The following is a 17,882-nucleotide window of genomic DNA, read 5'->3' as shown; positions in this document are numbered from 1 at the left end:
AATTTTTATTACCCTACTTTATTTCATTACTTTTTAATTCGGTCATATTGCATACGAAATAACTCAATTGCAAATGGAATATCCTCTTCACTCTTTATATAATAACTGATCCATCCTGATTCAGGTAATACGTGATGTGGTTTTACCAATCCTTGCTTCACTAATTCATCTCGCTTTAACTTCGGAAATGGTAAATCAGCTAATTTATCACCATGAAGATGGCCAAGTTCTTTCTTATCATAATTTATTTCAATACCACCAAATCGATGCGGTTTTTCAGAAACACCCGCCCAGCTGAGTACTTCATTTCTAATCATTTCACTAAATGACATGAACATTCACTCCTTATAAATGATTGATGTACTTTTAAATTAACATTTTCATTACTTTTTTCCATCAATCCAAAGTATGAATGGGAATACGAATATAGTTTAATCTTTATACTTTATTCTTTATGGAATAAGTGAATTTATTAAGCTACCGACAACAGCACAAAACAAAGACTAGACACATATCCTAATTTTGTAACCTAACTTACCTATAGAAAGGCGGGTAATACAATTGACTGCCAACATCGACTATACCTCCCCCTCAACCAATTTTACTTATGATGTAAATAAAAGTAATTTTTTTCGGAAAGATGCCCAAAATTATATAAATGTACTTGGTATTAAACAATTAAACACTTTAGAAAATACTTCTTTATTAGATATTTATTTAAGTACAGGAAATGTTGTAGAACCACATATTCATCAAAATGCAGCTGAACTTGTTTATTGTATTTCAGGGTCTGCTGTTGTTTCTTTACTTAATCCATTTACGAATCAAATATTAAACTTACCGATAAAACCGGGGCAAGTTGCCAACATTCCACAAGCGTGGTGGCATTATGAAATTGCTACAGCTGATAATACTCATTTATTAGCTATTTTCAATGCCCCAGCGCCAGAAGTTATTTTCGGTTCTGATATTTTAAGATTAACTCCGGCTCATATGATGGCCCATACTTACTGCCTCAATGAACAACAATGGAAACAAGCGGTTTCTCCTATTCAATCAACTACTGTTATTGGCCCTCCGGCAAACTGCAATCAAAACCGTGGAATGAAAAATTACCCAACCCAGCCCCTCCCTCAACAACATAATCCGTATCCCCAAGATTCTTATTACTTTCCTCTTTACTGGGGCTATTAATTTGTAAATTTTTAAAAGAATCATCATTTATCTCCTAGGAAAATACCGAGGAGATTTTTTTATTGTATATTCTCTTCCTATTAATAATAGTAACAATTGATAGTGTACATACATATAATATTTATATATTAAATTGGAGGTGATAGTACTATGAGTAATTATAACTATCGAAAAAACTACTCTTATAATAAAAATAGTAGCTCTTCAGCATCCTCTCAATCTTCCAATTCTCAATCTTCCAATTCCCAATCGCAAAGAGACTTAGCCGAGCAAGGCTATGTAAAGAAAAAAGGATGTAACTGCAATAAAAATAAATAGTTTATTTTATGGATGAATTCTTTTTTTAAAGAATTCATCTTTTTTTCTGATCGAAAATTTTTAAAGTTACATAACTTATTCCTTAAATGAGAAAGGGTAAATTATACTTTTTTATACGAACTTAACAAAGAGTAATTGTTCAATTGATTTATTACTTATTTTCCAAAAAAATATAGTCCTTCCTAAATTTATTAGGAAGGACTATATACAAACCCCTGTTTAATTTCCTACTAAATATTGTAACAAATTAAACGATATTAATACCTGCACTTACAAATCCAGCAACTGCAGCTATTGGACTTGCTGCTGTTAATGAAACATACAGTAGTATTTTATCTCCAGCCGCTACTGGAATAGCTTCAGCAATGATTCCTGATGCTGTAGAACCAATCGCTATTGCGGCAAATGCTGGTGTTAATAAAAGAGGTGCGCCTTGTACTGTAAACGTATTACTTGCTGCAGGTGCAGTTAATATTTGTATTTGCACTTGAACAGGTGATAATGGAGCTAAAGCAGCTGTTGCACTAAAGAAACCAGCTAATGACGTAATAACCCCTGCGCGTGGTGCTACAAATGCATAATCACCTACACCTAATGCTAATGTGATACTAGTTCCACCTGTTAATGCTACACCAGGCTGACTAAATCCAAATCCAAGAAGAGTTCCTGTATTAGCTACTAACGCGTTAACTAACGCAGATGGTGTTGTACCTGAAGCAAATGGAATAATAGCTCCGCCACCAGTTGCACCTGTTGCTCCTGTTAAACCTGTTGCACCAGTTAAACCTGTTGCCCCCGTTGGACCTGTTGCTCCTGTTGGACCTGTTGGACCTGTTGCTCCTGTTGCTCCTGTTGCTCCTGTTAGGCCTGTTGCTCCTGTTACTCCTGATGGACCTGTTGCTCCTGTTGATCCTGTTGGGCCTGTTGCTCCCGTTGGACCTGTTAATCCTGTTGCTCCTGTTGCTCCTGTTACTCCTGCTCCTGTTGCTCCTGTTGCTCCCGTTGCTCCTGTTGCTCCTGTTGCTCCTGTTGCTCCTGTTGCTCCTGTTGCTCCTGTTGCTCCTGTTGCTCCGCCTCCTGGACCTGTTGGACCTGTTGGACCTGTTGGGCCGCCTCCTGGAGTAGCACCAATTAATTGAGTTAATAAGTTTAATAAAAGTTGTAAACTTGCAGGGTCAATAATTAAAGAGAAGAAGAATGGTGCAAGAGCACTGTAGAATTGTTGTAATAAAGAAAGTAATTGACTTAGATTTGGGTTAGGAGATTGTAGTAAATTAATAATACTTTGAATTAATTGTTTTAAGAAATTCCCTTCTGGAGAAGGTGCTAATTCATTTAGTAAGTTCAATAGTTGAGTAAACAAATTGAGTAAAGCTAATCTGTTTGCATCACTTGGATTTGCAAAAAACGCTGCAATAGCCGAAATTAAAGAGTTTAGTAAAGTAATTAATCTACCTAATTGCTCACTAGTAATCGGAACTGTTTGTGGATTGTTACAACACTCTGGAGTGAAAACAATCGGATTATTGCAGTGGTTATGACCGAAACAATTATTACTTGTCATTTATGTCCTCCTTACTTGTTTTATATTTGAGTTTTTCCTATTATAAAAATCATAAAGTTGTAAAAGAGTATGTGTTATATATTGACTTAAAATAGGAAACATGAAATATAATTAAACTTGCAAACGCTATTTAATTATGTTCATGACTCACATATTAATTATATGTTTTTAATAATTGACTGCTTAGATTAAATACCTAAACTTAAGAGTTTATTTTATTTTTCCACGTTTATCTCTTAGGTTCAAAGACACATTTTAATTTGAATACAAAAACCGAATTTACGATTTACATATATTCCGCAAGTAACAACATCATTTTTTCATATACATAAAGAACACTTCTTTACTAAAATTGGGCTCCCCTTTTAAAGGGGAAGCCGTTTCTATTATAAAAAACTCTCATACAATATAGTGGACAAGTTATTTTATACTTCGTTCTAATAAAATATTGTAAGGAGTGAAAATTAATTGCCTATCATTCAACCATTTATGGCATCTAGAAGATTTACATCTACACTAGGAGCCGGCACAGGTACAGGTGCGGCTTTTGCAATTGCTGCCACAGCTTGTTTAAACGATGCGGGTACTACTGCAACCGCTTTTCCGACTTTCACGTATTACAACTTATATGTGAACGGTATTCTTCAACCAAGCGTGAACTCCAGTGTTACTACTGGTCCTACTGGTGCTATTACAATTCCTGGTGGGGATGCATTAGACGGCGGAATTCCAATTACAATTGAATTTATCGTCACTTAATGTTACCGAATGTAATTCAGAACAAAAAAGACAGATTCCTTTTCACATTAAGAATCTGTCTTTTTTAATTAATAATAATAAATTGTAAAATAATTGAAGAACCTTGCGATGGTGGTTGGTTATCCAATAAAGTTAGTTTACCAGTACTAACTTCATAGAATGGTTGTGGTTGCAAAATTCCATTGATAAACAAATTTACATATGAAACCTCAGTAGGTGATAGTATATTCGTTGTACCATATTGAGCTATGCCATCTGCATCTGTATATATAAGTTTCTCTCCATCTGAAAAAGTGTAATATAGCAAATTAGTTGTTGTTATAGGGCCAATCCCCCCAGTAGGACCTGTTACTCCCGTTGCTCCTGTTACTCCCGTTGCTCCCGTTGCTCCTGTTGCTCCCGTTACTCCCGTTATTCCTGTTATTCCTGTTGCTCCCGTTACACCCGTTGCTCCTGTTACTCCCGTTGCTCCTGTTACTCCCGTTGCTCCTGTTGCTCCTGTTGTTCCTGTTGCTCCCGTTGTTCCTGTTGCTCCCGTTACTCCCGTTGTTCCTGTTACTCCCGTTGTTCCTGTTACTCCCGTTGCTCCCGTTACTCCCGTTATTCCTGTTATTCCTGTTGCTCCCGTTGCTCCTGTTATTCCTGTTGCCCCCGTTGCCCCCGTTGCTCCCGTTGCTCCTGTTGCTCCTGTTGCTCCTGTTGGAATATATATTGGTGGAAGAGCTGAAAATGTAGGTCCAATATTCTCAGGTTCTATCTTACCTTTATTTATTGATAATTTGTCATTCCGCTTCAATTTAATTCCTCATTCCACATATTTTTAATTAACTTACATAAGTATGAGTCTATTATTAAGAAATGCTTTCATAACTATTCTTTTTTCTTTCCAAATGATTCATACAGTTATTAAACATTTTACCGTTGCTATAACCCCTATTAATATAATAAAATGATAGTTCCATTCCAAAAACACGAAACTTATTGCATTCTAATTTAAAAATGAGGTAATTTATACTCAAGATAAAAATGAAAAAAGAATAGAAAAACTAGTATCAACGACTCTTGAAATTATTCTTCCATACAGACTTACTGAACCTACCAGAAATACTGGGTCAATAGTTACAACAAACTCTATGTTCGCTAATAATACATTAGGTGATCCCATCACTGTGATATTAGGCGGAACTAATATTCCTCTTTCTAATAACCAAAGCCTCGGTAATTTTACAGTTAACGCCTCAAACGATATATTTACAATTCCTGTAACCAGAAGATATCATTTAACCTATCAAGTTAATACGACAACTGCTCTACTCGCTGGAACAAAACTACTATTAAACGCTTCTACTCCACTTCCTGGTTCTATTTTTTCTCCCGCTATATCAACTTCAAATTATAACAATAATTTAATTGCCGATACTACAATTTCACTTCAATTATTCGGCGTATTATACATCGTTAATTTGGTTGGAGGCGGTTCAACAGGTGCCTCTCTAACAATTATACGAATCGATTTAAAAATGATTCATTCTTTTTCTAATAAACATTATTAAATACTAAGTCTGTCATGATAAGAACCTCCCAATTATTTCATAAAAGTGGTGGCGCATTAAAGAACAAATTGCACTATATTCATAGTAGAAACTATCTATACTAAATTTTCCGTATATATATTATCAATTTACACTGACTTCCACCGATGTTACATTAAATATGAAGACAGTTTCTTTTTTACGAACCATCTCAATACGTATTTGAGAAACGTACTCCAATCCTATACGCGAGAGCAATACTATGTTGACACTCAGATGAGTGTCTTTTTTTGTGAGTAATAAAAAATAAAAACCATCTCTTAAAGATGGTTTTATCTTTTGTTACTATAAATGTAAACTTATGCAGTTGGATAATAAATTGTCATGCTTAATCGAGTCAAAGATTCCCCTAAATTATAATAAGAGTGTGATCTATCGGCCTTAAAACGAATTGAATCTCCACTATTTAATGTATATTGACAGTTATTCACTTCTACTGTCAATTCACCTTCAAATACCGTAATAAATTCTTCTGCGCCTTCTTTATGCCCTTCTGAACTTAATTTCCCTTCTGTTTCTATTTCTACTGTATACATTTCAAAATGTCTATCATCTTGAAAAGGAAAAGAAGGATACACTTTATATTTTCCATTGTCTTCAGACAATGCTTGAATATCTTTTCTTAAGATCACTTTCGTATCAGGCTGAGGATTGTTGATTAAAGAGGTAAAAGAAACTTTCAAGCCATTTGCAATTTTCCATATTGTTGTTAGTGTCGGGCTTGATTCTCCTCTTTCAATTTGTCCAATCATCGTTTTACTCACACCTGTTAATTGGGAAACTTTTTCCAAACTTATTTTTTCTTTTTCTCTTATAGTTTTTAAATTTTTCGCTAGTATAAGTTGAATTTCTTCCATAAAAAACACTCCCACACTATATACAATATAACGACCGTTATGTATAATAAAAAGCACACGTTATATTGTTCTTTTCGGTCATTATAACATACAAAAATAATTAGGGGGGTTCAAATGCCTATATTTTCTTTTTTGTTATTTGTATTTATAAGTAGCTTCACACCTGGTCCTAACAATTTCTTAGCTATGACATACGCAAATCAACATGGATTAAAGAGAAGCATAAACTTTTGCTTCGGAGTAGCTTTTGGTTTTTTCATCCTCACTTCTTTATGTAGTTTCTTTAATGTTGTACTACTTAATATCTTACCCATAATCGAATTCCCTTTAAAAATTTTAGGTGTAGCGTATATGTTATATTTAGCTATTAAAATACTTACTAGTAAAAGCAGTACGAATCCCGTTGAAAAAGATAATAAAAACTTATTCACTGTGGGGATTTCTCTTCAATTCGTTAATCCTAAAGGGATATTATTCGGACTGACTGTAGTATCGACTTTCATACTCCCCTACTACAATTCATATTCAAGTTTTCTGCTTTTCTCATTATTTCTAGGTATAGTCGGTTTACTAAGTACATTTAGTTGGAGTTTATTTGGTTCAATATTCCAAAAAATATTAGTAAAACATAACCAATTATTCAACATCATTATGGCTGTTTTATTAGTTTTCAGTGCCGTTTCAATCGTTATACACTAATTCGATGCTCATTTTAGATTTTGTACTTTTTAATACCACTCTTTATCAATTAGACTACTTTATATACTAATCCATCCACATACCCTATGTGGTTTAAAACTTTTAAGAGGAAACCTTCTAACAATAGGTTTCCTTCCATATCATATTAAATAAGAAGCAGGTTAAATACGGAGGTGATTTTGATTAAGACTACTTTAATTTCTCATTTTTACAATGAAGAATATTTACTTCCATGGTGGTTAATGCACCATACAAAGCTATTTGATCATGGCATTCTTATTAATCGTGGATCCACTGATCGTTCAGTTGAAATCTGTAAAACATTCGCTCCTAATTGGGAAATACGAAACTCAAAATCACTCGAATTTGATGCTTATTTAGTTGATCAAGAAGTTATGGAAATTGAAAGAGAAATTACAGGATGGAAAATGGTATTGAATACGACAGAATTCCTGTGCTGTTATAATAAAGAACAATTTTTCAAATCACTTAGCACTATGGGTGGCAATATGTTTTCAATAAGAATGATTATGATGATTGACAAACCGACTCATGGCTACACTAACCCAAGATATAGCTCTCCGCTTGTTAAACAACGTTATCACGGCATAATAATTCAACCTAATCCAAACCAACTATATCTTAACGGTAGATTAATTCACAATAATTCGCACGGGAACTATAGAGTCGGGAGACATGGTTCGCATTATCCTTATAGCATTTACATGGAACCTGCTTTTATTTTTAAATTTTTTTATAGTCCATGGAACGATGCAATGAAAAAACGAAAATTACAAATTGGGCCGACTCTTTCTCAACATAGTGTACAGCGTGGACTAGGTTCTCATCACTTAACAACAATTGAAAAATTAGAAACAAAATACAAATTCTATGCAACTTTAACTACGGACCTCCGGTTATTCCCAGAATACCAAATTATATTTCCTGACCTTTATCCTTAATGTCATGAATATTTAGTTTCCACATCCATCCGTTTTTTATTAACATATCAACTCCAACTAAATATTTTTCTCTAGTAGAAATCTGAGCTAGGACTCTTGCTGCGCGCAGATTCCTCTTATTTAATGTCGTATCACCAGCCTATAATCTTTCATACCATTTCATTGAGTACCTGATGTTGGATTAGAAATAAAAAATGGCAATTCATTTGGAAAATTTTCAATTTCAGATTATATACCTTCTAAAACAAAGTATTCAAACAATAGAACCTAAACTAATGTCTTAAGTTATGGCTTTATTTTTTTCTTATTATTCACTTTAAAATCTTTTTATAATAATATTGAAAAATACAGTATAATATAAATTACTGTTCTTTGGGAGGGTTATAATGTCTGATAAGTATAAAATTTTCATTCTTATTGTTACCGCATCTTTTTCTTTCTTTTCCTTAATAAAAGATTTCCGCAACACTTCAAAAAGTTTCTTTTGGGGTAGTTTTGTAATTCTTACAAGCTTCATAATACTTTTAACACTCGCTTTAGATTTAACTCAAATACTCCTATATTCAGCGCAAATTGCGCTTGAAATTATTACAATACCACATAAACTCTTTCTACCATCTGTCACTGAAGCCGCTATTATTTACTAATAAAGTATTTTAATTTTCTTATGCATGCCAAAATATATTTTGGTAAATTTGACACACATTTATATCAAACAAGCATATTTTATTGTATGGTGACTATCTAATAATACAAATTTTAAATTTTTATAAGATCCTTTTATTTTTAATTAAAAATTTACAACATTCTAAAACAGTATGCACATAATATCCTCAATTCCCTTTTTCAACATGAAACTTGTCTCAGAGCGCCTTTAAAAGCGCTCTTTATCTTTAATAAAGGTTTTATTAAAATTTAGGTTAAAAATTAATACCCTATAGTCATAATAGCTATTTACTGTTTCCAAAATAAGTTGCATTAATAATATAGAAATGAAATACCTATAAAAATTATTACTTTACTATTTCTTTAAACATGCTAGTGAGGTGATTTCGATAGATTATCAAAACAAAGATATGTTCATTAACTTTTCACTTTTAGATATTAACCGTATTATTCTCCCACATTCTCCTACTGGACCTACTGGACCTACTGGTTCTAACGGTTCCACTGGACCTACTGGACCTACTGGTTCTAACGGTTCCACTGGACCTACCGGGGCTACTGGCTCTACCGGTTCCACTGGACCTACCGGGGCTACTGGGGCTACTGGGGCTACTGGCTCCACTGGACCTACTGGCTCTACCGGTTCCACTGGACCTACCGGGGCTACTGGCTCCACTGGACCTACTGGCTCTAACGGTTCCACTGGACCTACCGGGGCTACTGGCTCCACTGGACCTACTGGCTCTACCGGGCCTACTGGACCTACTGGTTCTAACGGTTCTAACGGTTCCACTGGACATACTGGTTCTACTGGCTCTACCGGTTCCACTGGGGCTACTGGGGCTACTGGTTCCACTGGACTTACTGGCTCCACTGGACCTACCGGGGCTACTGGCTCCATTGGTTTCACCGGTTTCACTGGTTCCACTGGTTCCACCGGGCCTACTGGCTCCACTGGTTCCACTGGGCCTACTGGGGCTACCGGTTCTACTGGCTCCACTGGTTCCACCGGGCCTACTGGGGCTACTGGACATACTGGCTCTACCGGTTCCACTGGGGCTACTGGGCCTACCGGGGCGGCTAGTGTAGGATTAACAAACTATCTATATGTTTTTGATACTACTAACCAATCAATCGCAGTGGGAAGTAGTGTTACTTTTAACACAAATGGACCTATAACAGGAACTGCTCTTAGTCACATCACAGGTACTGGAAATATTATAATTAATACACTAGGAACATATGTAGCAGAGTTTCAATTACAAGCTTCTCGCGAAAACCAATTCTCCCTCGAACTAAATGGTACACCAATTCCAGGTGGGCGTTTTGGTACGGGGTCACCACATACAATCAATCAAGGTACTGCTGCTTTTACCGTAACAATTGTTCCTTCAACCTTGACTTTAATAAATAACACCTCTTCAGCAGGTACTATCACTCTCTCAAATAGTGATGGTGGCTCTTTAACAAATGTATCTGCAAGTATAAGTATTTTTCAGGTCGGATAATTAATTGGGTTAGAAAAGTGATTCATAAAATTTACAAATATAAAAAATGAGGCTTCTCTTTTCTAGAGAAACCTCATTTTTTATATTAAATTTTAAACTGACTCGTATACAAATCAAAATAAAACCCTTTATCTTCCATGAGAGATTCATGATTCCCTCTTTCTAAAATATTTCCATCTTTTATAACAAGAATTTGATCTGCTTTTTCAATTGTTTTAAGTCGATGAGCGATCACAAAACTTGTGCGACCTCTCATTAAATTATTTAGTCCTGCTTGTATTTGTAATTCTGTTCTTGTATCAATATTTGATGTCGCTTCATCGAGAATTAATATATCTGCATCTGCTAAAATTGCTCGTGCAATCGCAAGAAGTTGTTTTTGTCCTTGACTTAAATTCGATCCTTCTGAAGCAATTTCTGTTTCATATTGATTTGGCAAATGCTTAATAAAAGAATGTGCAGATGCTGCCTTAGCTGCAGTGATAACTTCTTCATCACTAGCATCTAAGCGTCCATAACGGATATTATCCATAATCGAACCAGCAAATAAATACGTATCCTGTAAAACTACTCCTATTTTACTTCGTAAAGAATTAATATCATAATCTTTTATATCTTTTCCATCAATATGAATTTGTCCTTGCTGTATATCGTAAAAGCGAGTTAACAAATTAATGATTGTTGTTTTCCCTGATCCAGTCGGACCAACTAAAGCAATTGTCTCTCCTGGCTGCGCTTTAAGACTCACTTCTTTTAAAATCGTTTTATTTTCTGCGTAGCCAAATGAAACATTCTCAAGTGCAACATGCCCTTGTAAATTTTGTACAACGAATGCGTCTTTTTTATTTTGAATTTCTGGTACCTCATCCATAATTTCAAAAACACGTTCTCCACCAGCAACTGCCGCTTGAATTGTATTCATTAAAGTCGCAAATTGACTTAGCGGTCTTGAGAATTGACGAGAATAATTAATAAAAGCCGCAATAACTCCTACTGTTGTCATTCCGTTTAAGACCATAACTGATCCAGTCCCAATGACAAGGCCCATACCTAAATTATTAATAAAGTTCATACTTGGAAAAATAAAAGCTGAAAATGTATCAGCCTTCGTAGCTGAAACTCTTAGCTGTTCATTAATTTTATTGAAATTTTGTACAGTTTCTTTTTCTTTTCCGTACAACGTTGTAACATCCGCACCTGTAATTGCTTCCTCAATAAATCCATTTAATTCACCTAAATCTTTTTGACGCTTCGCAAAGTTTTTACCACTATATGCAACTAGTTTTTTTGTAACGTAAAACATAATAGGTACTGTAATTAAAGTTACAATTGCTAAAATCCAATTTAAGGCGAACATTGCAATCGTTACACCTATAAAAGTTAATGCTGATGAAATAATTTGTACAACGCTTTGTGTCAAAGCTTGATTCAAATTATCTATATCATTTGTCACACGGCTCATTAAATCACCTTGAGAACGCACATCAAAGAACCGTAAAGAAAGCGTTTGGATTTTCTCAAAAATATCTTGTCGTATTTTTTGAATTGTTTTTAATGCAACGTTAATCATGACAAACGTTTGTAACCATGTTAAAAGTACAGTTACACCATAAATCGCGATAAGTAACATACACATTCTTGCTGTACCACTTAAATCTTTCGGTACAATATATTGATCTATAATAACTCCCATAAAATAGGGACCTAATAATCCAAGTAATGTAGTAACAACGACTAGAAATATAACAAACATAAGAGCAGCTTTTTGATAGCCCATATAGTTCCATACCCGCATTACAGTTCCTTGAGCATTTTTAGCTTTTCCCATCTTTGGGGTGTTTCGTCCACCTTTATTAGCAAATTGCCCTTGAAAATTACGCATGTTCTTCCCCACCTTCTTTATCTAAATTACCACCTTGGGAAAGATAAATTTCCTGATAAACCTCACTTTGTTCTAACAATTGTTCATGTGTACCATTGCCAACTAATTCACCATTATCTAATACAAGTATTTTATCCGCATCCATTATGGAAGAAATTTTAGACGCAATTAATAAAGTTGTTGTGCCTTTATATTTTGTTTTTAAAGCTATTTGAATAGTAGCCTCTGATTTTGCATCAACTGCTGATGTAGAATCATCTAATATGAGAATCGGTGGCTTTCTCACAAGTGCCCTTGCAATTGATACACGTTGTTTTTGTCCACCTGATAGATTTGTCGCGCCTTGTGTTAAATTATATTGATAAGATTCTTCCAGCTTATTGATAAACTCAGTCGCACAAGCTGATGCAGCTGCTACTTCCAGCTCGTCATGTGTTGCATCTTCTTTACCATAACGTAAATTTTCTTCTATACTGCCTGAGAACAACAACGCCTTCTGAGGTACAAACCCTATTGAAGCACGGAGTTTTTGCAAATCATATTTTTTAACATCTATTCCATCTATACATATTTCACCATGATCCACATCATATAGACGTGGTAACAGTTTCGCTAAGGTAGATTTACCACTTCCAGTTGATCCAATAATCCCTACTTTTTCACCTTTTTGTATGATAAACGAAATATCTTTTAAAACGTATTCATTATTTTTCGTATAGCTATAACTAACATTTTTAAATTCGATATTTCCTTCAATTTTCTCAGGTTCGATCGCATTCGCTTCGCTTATAATATCAACCTCGGTATTTAACACTTGCTGTACACGATCCGCAGATGGAAAAGCTCGCGCAATTTGAATAAATACCATGCTAATCGACATAAGCGACATTAAAATGATATTCAAGTAATTAATAAATGCCAAAATCGCTCCTACTTGAAGCGTTCCATCAAATACTTTTTCTCCACCAATCCATAATGTTGCGACAATCCCGCCACTTACAACTAGCATAATGATTGGCATCATTAAAGAAATAAGTTGCACAGCTCGAATATTTATCTTCGTTAAATTTGTATTTACATTTCCAAATTGAGCGATTTCGTATTTTTGTCTTACATACGCTTTTATAACACGCACACCAGATAAATTTTCTTGTAGCTTTGTATTCACTTTGTCTAATGCCTCTTGCACCTTTTTAAATGTACCACTTGCTTTACTTGCAATTAAAATAATCGCAAGTAATAAAATCGGAACAACTACAAGTAATATTGGAAATAACTCTCGCGCTGTTACAAAAACAATAATTATACTTCCGATAAATAACAGTGGACCACGAACGAGAACACGTAATGTCATCGTCATTGCCGATTGAATGGAAGTGATATCATTTGTCACGATCGTTAATAATTTACCTGTTCCAAATGAGTCCCGATTATTACTAGAAAATGTTTCTATTTTCGCAAACACATCTTTTCGTATGTCTGTAGCGAAATTAACAGCTGCTTTTGTAGAATACATCATACACCCAAGCCCTCCAACTAAACCGAGTGCTGCTGCTCCTATCATAAGAAGCCCCATTTTTATTACATAATTTAAATCCCGATTTGCAATCCCAACATCAATGATATGTTGCATAATAGTCGGTTGAATTAAGTCCATCGCAACCTCAAGTACCATAAATAGCGGCCCAATAATAGCGAAGAACATGTATGGTTTTAAATACTGTAATAACTTACGAAATGATTTCATACATAATCTCCTTTTCCCATGAAATTACCACTGAATAATTCATATCCCTCCTTATTTAAGCGATATATTTTGTAATTTCTTTATTACTTCTATTATATTATGTAAATTAATATTTAACATTATTAAATGATAAGTATTAATGACTTTCTAGTCAATAAATGTGCTTTATATTATATAAATACAAAAACCGCATTCTTAATGAAAAGAATACGGTTTTTCATCTATATTTCTTCAATTGTAAAATGTAAAAACTCAGTCTCAAATCCCTTATTTTTAGAAGGACTACACGTGTAAAAACCTATTTTAACAGGCTCCTTCCCTATATCCTCCATTAAATGAGCGATTCTTATTTGTTCCCATTGATGGCCCTTTTTCACATATATTGTATAATCACCGCTTTTTCGAATAATTCGAAAACGAAGTTGTTGCTTAGCTGCTTCAGTTGGATAATCTTGCGTTGACCAGTCAGAATATCCATTATTCGTTACGACAGCACCTAAGTGAGATGGCCCTTCAGGGATATATTCTAAAGATGTTTTTAGCCAACAGTTCTCCGAAATCATAACAAAAAGACCTGCTTGATCGAATTTTGAATTTGGATTCATACGTAACTGAACTTCAGCTTGAAAGTCTGTCATCATCTCATTATAAAATACATGACCATTCATTACTTCAAAACCATAATGTGTTTTAAGCCAAAAATCAGTTTCTGCTTTCGAACGGACAATAAACGCATGATTATCATTAATTTTATAGTATTCAGGTACATTCATTATAGTGAGTTGCTCAATATGTTCTGGTATATACGATATATTCATAGCTCCTCCATAATAAAGCATTTATATAGACATTTAAAACTCCGCTAATACTGGGAATTTATAACCTTTAAAATCTAACTCTTTATCACTTCGAACCATTAAATACTTGCTAGACTGTACTTCTGTAAACTGTACATCCTCAACCCCTAATTGATCCGGAGAAAAATAAAATTCGATTTCCGTAAACCTTTCATTGATTTCTCCACATAATTCATCTAAAACCGGAAGTACTGGCGCAAATACTCCAAATAATTTCAACTTTTCATTTTCTACTTCATAAACGATTAGAGCATCTAGTTTCTCTGAATAATACAATTTCTCATTCCATTCCGAATCATACATATTCAAATAAAATGAAGGATGGAAGTTTAAAGTTGAAAAACTATTTGAAAGTCTTTGGCTACTATCAATAGTTTCATGTATTAACTGTCTATTCTCTATATTATAGTAATCTAACTTTTTAAGTAGTGAATCGTTATTATTATTATTTTTATCATATGGTATAGTCATCAAATATTCCTGCACAACTTTAAATCCAAATGCTGTATATAGTTCAGGGTTTTCCGTAAACAATAATGCACATTCACATTTCTTATCGATTTCTTCTATCATTTTACCCATTAATTGTGTCATTAACCCTTGTCTACGGAAATTAGGGTGTGTCATTACTGATTGAATACCCGCCGCATTTATTTTTTCACCATTAATTAATAATGGGAGTGAAAATGCCGCAACATTTGCAATCACTTTATCTTCTTGTAAAAACGATAAAGCTTTATATGTATCATCCCAATATCCTTTATCCGAAAAATCATTCAATGTTTGAGTTTTAATTCCAAACACTTCTTCAAATAAAGGAAATAACTGCTCTCTTTTCGGTTCTTCTATTAGAAGACTTGCCAATTTTTCAACATTCCCCATGTTGTACCTCCAAATGTTAAATTCCATTAAATTAGATATACTTATATGACCTACTCTTAAAAATAGAGGTCTTACCAATCAATATACTATCATAAAACATAAAAAAAAAGTCTAATTAATTTTATGTTTTGACTATTTGAAAATAAGTCGAATAAAACAATATTAAGATTTCTGGATATTAATTAGTTTATTATATAAAAATAGCGCTTTCTAATTAGCTTTTACTAATAGAAATACACTATTTATAATAAAATATTTTTATTCTTTTATCCCTTCAAGTCTTTCCTTCGTATTAATTTCTTCTCCACTTATACGCTTTTTAAAAGACTTTCTCCAACTACTTGAAAGTGCATTTACTTCTAATATTCTTTTTACCCCTTCAATATTTTGTTTTTCCTTATGCATGATACGATTAGCAAACGCTATTGAAACACCTTTCGGATCAGACTGTAGACTTTTTAATGTATCGACTGATGATACCCATCCTTCTTTTAATACACGAAAATAAAATCCTGTATATCCTGTTTCTTGAAAATATAGTGGTAACTTTGGAATATTATATTTTTTTGCTAATTTAAAACAAGGTTGCCTTGGTTGTGTTACCTGTACGATTGCCTCTCCGAGCTCAAATGTATCACCAATACAAACATCCTCTTCGCGCATACCACTAACTGTTATATTTTCTCCGAAAGCCCCATATACAAGATCTTGATTCAATTCTTTTTCCCAGTATGGATAGTGATCACCAGTATAAACACAAACTGCTTTATCTACTCCTCCATGATGAACTAAGTCCGCCTGTCCATCTCCATTAAATTTTACAAAGGATAAATATACCGGTTCCTTTACTTGTTTCTTATTTATGCCTGTATGAATTACTTTTCCGCCGTATATAACCTCTTTTGGTAATCCTATATTTAAAGATAATAATTGATATTCATTAGCCATTCTATTTCCTCCTTTACAGGTGTTACATGTATTTTCTCTCGATTAATTTTTACAACCCTCTCTGTTACATAAAGATGATTATAAAACCTCTAAAATCATTGTTCAATTCAATTATTTATATAATAATGATAGGTATAACCTATCATTATACTTGAGGTGATTCCAATCGAATTACGACAACTTGAATACTTTTTAGCTGTTTCAAAAGAATTACATTTCACAAAAGCAGCTGAAAAATTAAATATTTCACAGCCTTCACTAAGTCAACAAATACGTGCATTAGAGCATGAAGTAGGAATGCCACTTTTCGATCGAATTGGTAAAAAAATATCTTTAACTGAAGCAGGGAAGGTTTTATTATCACATAGTAAAACCATTTTTCATGAAGTCGAACAAGCTCGTTCAGCTATTCAAGACCTAAACGGATTACAGCAAGGTTCCTTAACAATAGGGGCTTTGTTAACCGTCGTAAATTATTTACTACCACCAGCTATTTTAAATTTTAATAATTTATATCCCAATATAGAGCTTTCTGTATTAGGGCTTCGTACAGGAGATATTCGTGAAAAATTATTACAAAACGAACTAGATATTGGAATTACATTTCTCCCGGTGCAAGATAAAGAGATTATCTCCATCCCTCTATACACAAGCGATCTTACATTAGTCGTGCCCACTGGTCATCGATTAGCTGAACGTAACCATGTATCTATTGCTGAATTACAGAACTACCCTTTAATTCTTTTGCCTAAAAATTTCTTTTTAACCGAACTAATTACATCTCATTGTCAAAAATTCAACTTTAAACCAAGGCCAATTTTAGAAATTAGTACGATGGAATCTTTAATCCAAATGGTTTCCAAAGGAATGGGAATTACAGTGTTACCCAAACCATATATAGACTTTTTACAAAATAAAAACATTCAAGCTATTAAAATAGAAAACCCTACTCCAATAATTGAAATAGGGCTAATTTATAGAAAAGATAAATATATGTGTGCTGCAACTCGAGAATTTATTGAGCAACTAAAAATCACAGTACGTTCTTTCCAAAACTAAACAAAAGAGATTATCCTATGAAACCGTTTCACAACAATTTAGTAGAATAATCTCTTTTCAAAACAAAGTAAACATTATATTTAACTCTTATAAACTTTAATGTACCTTTTTAGATATTGGAATATATTTAGTAAAATATGCACCAACTAGCAATAATACAATTGAAAATAACCAAGTAAAAGCACCGCCAAAATGAAACCAATATGCAAACATATTTAAGATTGCAAGTGAAAAGAAGCAAATAGAAGTTAACGAACTTTTCAATCCTTTTATCCCAGATTTTTTTCTCTTTTGATAAGCAATATACATCGCAATGACAAGAAAAAAGATAAGAACATATGGTAACATAACTTTTAGTATTGATAATCCCTCCAGTATAAATGCACTC

18 protein-coding genes are annotated in these 17,882 nt (G+C 33.7%); 8 read left to right on the top strand and 10 right to left on the bottom strand.

Annotation, left to right across the window (positions count from 1 at the left end; translation table 11 throughout):
* Nucleotides 1-26: 26 nt before the first annotated feature.
* Complete coding sequence (locus AC3EMB_RS11995; protein ID WP_423098987.1) at nucleotides 27-332, bottom strand: luciferase domain-containing protein; 306 nt, start codon at nucleotides 330-332, stop codon at nucleotides 27-29.
* A gap of 229 nt (nucleotides 333-561) precedes the next feature.
* Between AC3EMB_RS11995 and AC3EMB_RS11990 the strand changes: the two genes are divergently transcribed.
* Nucleotides 562-1,194: a cupin domain-containing protein gene (locus AC3EMB_RS11990; protein WP_000126322.1), complete on the top strand. Its 633-nt coding sequence runs from the start codon at nucleotides 562-564 to the stop codon at nucleotides 1,192-1,194.
* 565 nt (nucleotides 1,195-1,759) lie between these two features.
* Here AC3EMB_RS11990 and AC3EMB_RS11985 read toward each other — a convergent pair.
* Nucleotides 1,760-3,076 carry an exosporium glycoprotein BclB-related protein gene (locus AC3EMB_RS11985; RefSeq protein WP_488517708.1) on the bottom strand — a complete coding sequence of 439 codons (1,317 nt, stop codon included), beginning with the start codon at nucleotides 3,074-3,076 and terminating at the stop codon, nucleotides 1,760-1,762.
* Nucleotides 3,077-3,544: 468 nt separating this feature from the next.
* On the opposite strand from AC3EMB_RS11985, the gene AC3EMB_RS11980 reads away from it, so the two are divergent.
* Nucleotides 3,545-3,835: a DUF4183 domain-containing protein gene (locus AC3EMB_RS11980; protein WP_001121647.1), complete on the top strand. Its 291-nt coding sequence runs from the start codon at nucleotides 3,545-3,547 to the stop codon at nucleotides 3,833-3,835.
* A gap of 64 nt (nucleotides 3,836-3,899) precedes the next feature.
* Here the strand turns inward: AC3EMB_RS11980 and AC3EMB_RS11975 are convergent, their stop codons facing one another.
* Nucleotides 3,900-4,631 carry a DUF4183 domain-containing protein gene (locus tag AC3EMB_RS11975; protein ID WP_488517707.1) on the bottom strand — a complete coding sequence of 244 codons (732 nt, stop codon included), beginning with the start codon at nucleotides 4,629-4,631 and terminating at the stop codon, nucleotides 3,900-3,902.
* A gap of 211 nt (nucleotides 4,632-4,842) precedes the next feature.
* Between AC3EMB_RS11975 and AC3EMB_RS11970 the strand changes: the two genes are divergently transcribed.
* Nucleotides 4,843-5,388, top strand: coding sequence for a BclA C-terminal domain-containing protein (locus AC3EMB_RS11970; protein ID WP_033667963.1), 546 nt, complete (start codon nucleotides 4,843-4,845; stop codon nucleotides 5,386-5,388).
* A 338-nt stretch (nucleotides 5,389-5,726) separates the two neighbouring features.
* Here the strand turns inward: AC3EMB_RS11970 and AC3EMB_RS11965 are convergent, their stop codons facing one another.
* Nucleotides 5,727-6,341, bottom strand: a complete 615-nt coding sequence (locus tag AC3EMB_RS11965) for a helix-turn-helix domain-containing protein (protein WP_118414491.1) — start codon at nucleotides 6,339-6,341, stop codon at nucleotides 5,727-5,729.
* A gap of 57 nt (nucleotides 6,342-6,398) precedes the next feature.
* Between AC3EMB_RS11965 and AC3EMB_RS11960 the strand changes: the two genes are divergently transcribed.
* The 4 genes from AC3EMB_RS11960 to AC3EMB_RS11945 all read left to right on the top strand — a co-directional run bounded on the left by AC3EMB_RS11960 (nucleotide 6,399) and on the right by AC3EMB_RS11945 (nucleotide 10,119).
* A complete protein-coding gene (locus AC3EMB_RS11960; protein ID WP_001121281.1) occupies nucleotides 6,399-6,983 on the top strand; it encodes a LysE family translocator in 585 nt (194 codons plus the stop codon).
* A 179-nt stretch (nucleotides 6,984-7,162) separates the two neighbouring features.
* Nucleotides 7,163-7,945 carry a glycosyltransferase family 2 protein gene (locus tag AC3EMB_RS11955; RefSeq protein WP_000598288.1) on the top strand — a complete coding sequence of 261 codons (783 nt, stop codon included), beginning with the start codon at nucleotides 7,163-7,165 and terminating at the stop codon, nucleotides 7,943-7,945.
* A gap of 386 nt (nucleotides 7,946-8,331) precedes the next feature.
* A complete protein-coding gene (locus tag AC3EMB_RS11950) occupies nucleotides 8,332-8,592 on the top strand; it encodes a hypothetical protein (protein WP_001281135.1) in 261 nt (86 codons plus the stop codon).
* Nucleotides 8,593-9,021: 429 nt separating this feature from the next.
* Nucleotides 9,022-10,119 (top strand): collagen-like domain-containing protein, encoded by a 1,098-nt coding sequence (locus tag AC3EMB_RS11945; protein WP_488517778.1) that lies wholly within the window; start codon nucleotides 9,022-9,024, stop codon nucleotides 10,117-10,119.
* An 85-nt stretch (nucleotides 10,120-10,204) separates the two neighbouring features.
* Here AC3EMB_RS11945 and AC3EMB_RS11940 read toward each other — a convergent pair whose 3' ends face one another.
* The 5 genes from AC3EMB_RS11940 to AC3EMB_RS11920 all read right to left on the bottom strand — a co-directional run bounded on the left by AC3EMB_RS11940 (nucleotide 10,205) and on the right by AC3EMB_RS11920 (nucleotide 16,435).
* Complete coding sequence (locus AC3EMB_RS11940) at nucleotides 10,205-12,001, bottom strand: ABC transporter ATP-binding protein (RefSeq protein WP_098128087.1); 1,797 nt, start codon at nucleotides 11,999-12,001, stop codon at nucleotides 10,205-10,207.
* Nucleotides 11,994-13,748 (bottom strand): ABC transporter ATP-binding protein, encoded by a 1,755-nt coding sequence (locus tag AC3EMB_RS11935; protein ID WP_488517706.1) that lies wholly within the window; start codon nucleotides 13,746-13,748, stop codon nucleotides 11,994-11,996. Before AC3EMB_RS11935 ends, AC3EMB_RS11940 begins: the two co-directional genes overlap by 8 nt.
* 221 nt (nucleotides 13,749-13,969) lie before the next feature.
* Nucleotides 13,970-14,566 (bottom strand): DUF1349 domain-containing protein, encoded by a 597-nt coding sequence (locus tag AC3EMB_RS11930; protein ID WP_001027675.1) that lies wholly within the window; start codon nucleotides 14,564-14,566, stop codon nucleotides 13,970-13,972.
* A gap of 33 nt (nucleotides 14,567-14,599) precedes the next feature.
* Nucleotides 14,600-15,487 carry a GNAT family N-acetyltransferase gene (locus tag AC3EMB_RS11925; RefSeq protein WP_098678989.1) on the bottom strand — a complete coding sequence of 296 codons (888 nt, stop codon included), beginning with the start codon at nucleotides 15,485-15,487 and terminating at the stop codon, nucleotides 14,600-14,602.
* Between the two features lie 258 nt (nucleotides 15,488-15,745).
* Nucleotides 15,746-16,435 (bottom strand): MOSC domain-containing protein, encoded by a 690-nt coding sequence (locus AC3EMB_RS11920; protein ID WP_098286010.1) that lies wholly within the window; start codon nucleotides 16,433-16,435, stop codon nucleotides 15,746-15,748.
* Nucleotides 16,436-16,591: 156 nt separating this feature from the next.
* On the opposite strand from AC3EMB_RS11920, the gene AC3EMB_RS11915 reads away from it, so the two are divergent.
* On the top strand, nucleotides 16,592-17,494 hold the full coding sequence (locus AC3EMB_RS11915) for a LysR family transcriptional regulator (RefSeq protein ID WP_488517705.1): 903 nt from the start codon (nucleotides 16,592-16,594) through the stop codon (nucleotides 17,492-17,494).
* Nucleotides 17,495-17,590: 96 nt separating this feature from the next.
* On the opposite strand, the gene AC3EMB_RS11910 is transcribed toward AC3EMB_RS11915, so the two are convergent.
* Nucleotides 17,591-17,854, bottom strand: a complete 264-nt coding sequence (locus AC3EMB_RS11910; protein ID WP_141544852.1) for a hypothetical protein — start codon at nucleotides 17,852-17,854, stop codon at nucleotides 17,591-17,593.
* Nucleotides 17,855-17,882: the final 28 nt, after the last annotated feature.

The organism is Bacillus sp. LQ16 (assembly GCF_057784645.1).
Note: the sequence above shows the minus strand (reverse complement) of the source record. Positions and strands in the feature narration are given on the sequence as shown.

Bases quoted from the DNA above. Each gene is read 5' to 3' on its own strand.
- AC3EMB_RS11995 (WP_423098987.1), bottom strand. From the start codon at position 332: ATGTCATTTAGTGAAATGATTAGAAATGAAGTACTCAGCTGGGCGGGT.
- AC3EMB_RS11985 (WP_488517708.1), bottom strand. From the start codon at position 3,076: ATGACAAGTAATAATTGTTTCGGTCATAACCACTGCAATAATCCGATT.
- AC3EMB_RS11960 (WP_001121281.1), top strand. From the start codon at position 6,399: ATGCCTATATTTTCTTTTTTGTTATTTGTATTTATAAGTAGCTTCACA.
- AC3EMB_RS11950 (WP_001281135.1), top strand. From the start codon at position 8,332: ATGTCTGATAAGTATAAAATTTTCATTCTTATTGTTACCGCATCTTTT.
- AC3EMB_RS11945 (WP_488517778.1), top strand. From the start codon at position 9,022: ATGTTCATTAACTTTTCACTTTTAGATATTAACCGTATTATTCTCCCA.
- AC3EMB_RS11940 (WP_098128087.1), bottom strand. From the start codon at position 12,001: ATGCGTAATTTTCAAGGGCAATTTGCTAATAAAGGTGGACGAAACACC.
- AC3EMB_RS11935 (WP_488517706.1), bottom strand. From the start codon at position 13,748: ATGAAATCATTTCGTAAGTTATTACAGTATTTAAAACCATACATGTTC.
- AC3EMB_RS11930 (WP_001027675.1), bottom strand. From the start codon at position 14,566: ATGAATATATCGTATATACCAGAACATATTGAGCAACTCACTATAATG.
- AC3EMB_RS11925 (WP_098678989.1), bottom strand. From the start codon at position 15,487: ATGGGGAATGTTGAAAAATTGGCAAGTCTTCTAATAGAAGAACCGAAA.
- AC3EMB_RS11920 (WP_098286010.1), bottom strand. From the start codon at position 16,435: ATGGCTAATGAATATCAATTATTATCTTTAAATATAGGATTACCAAAA.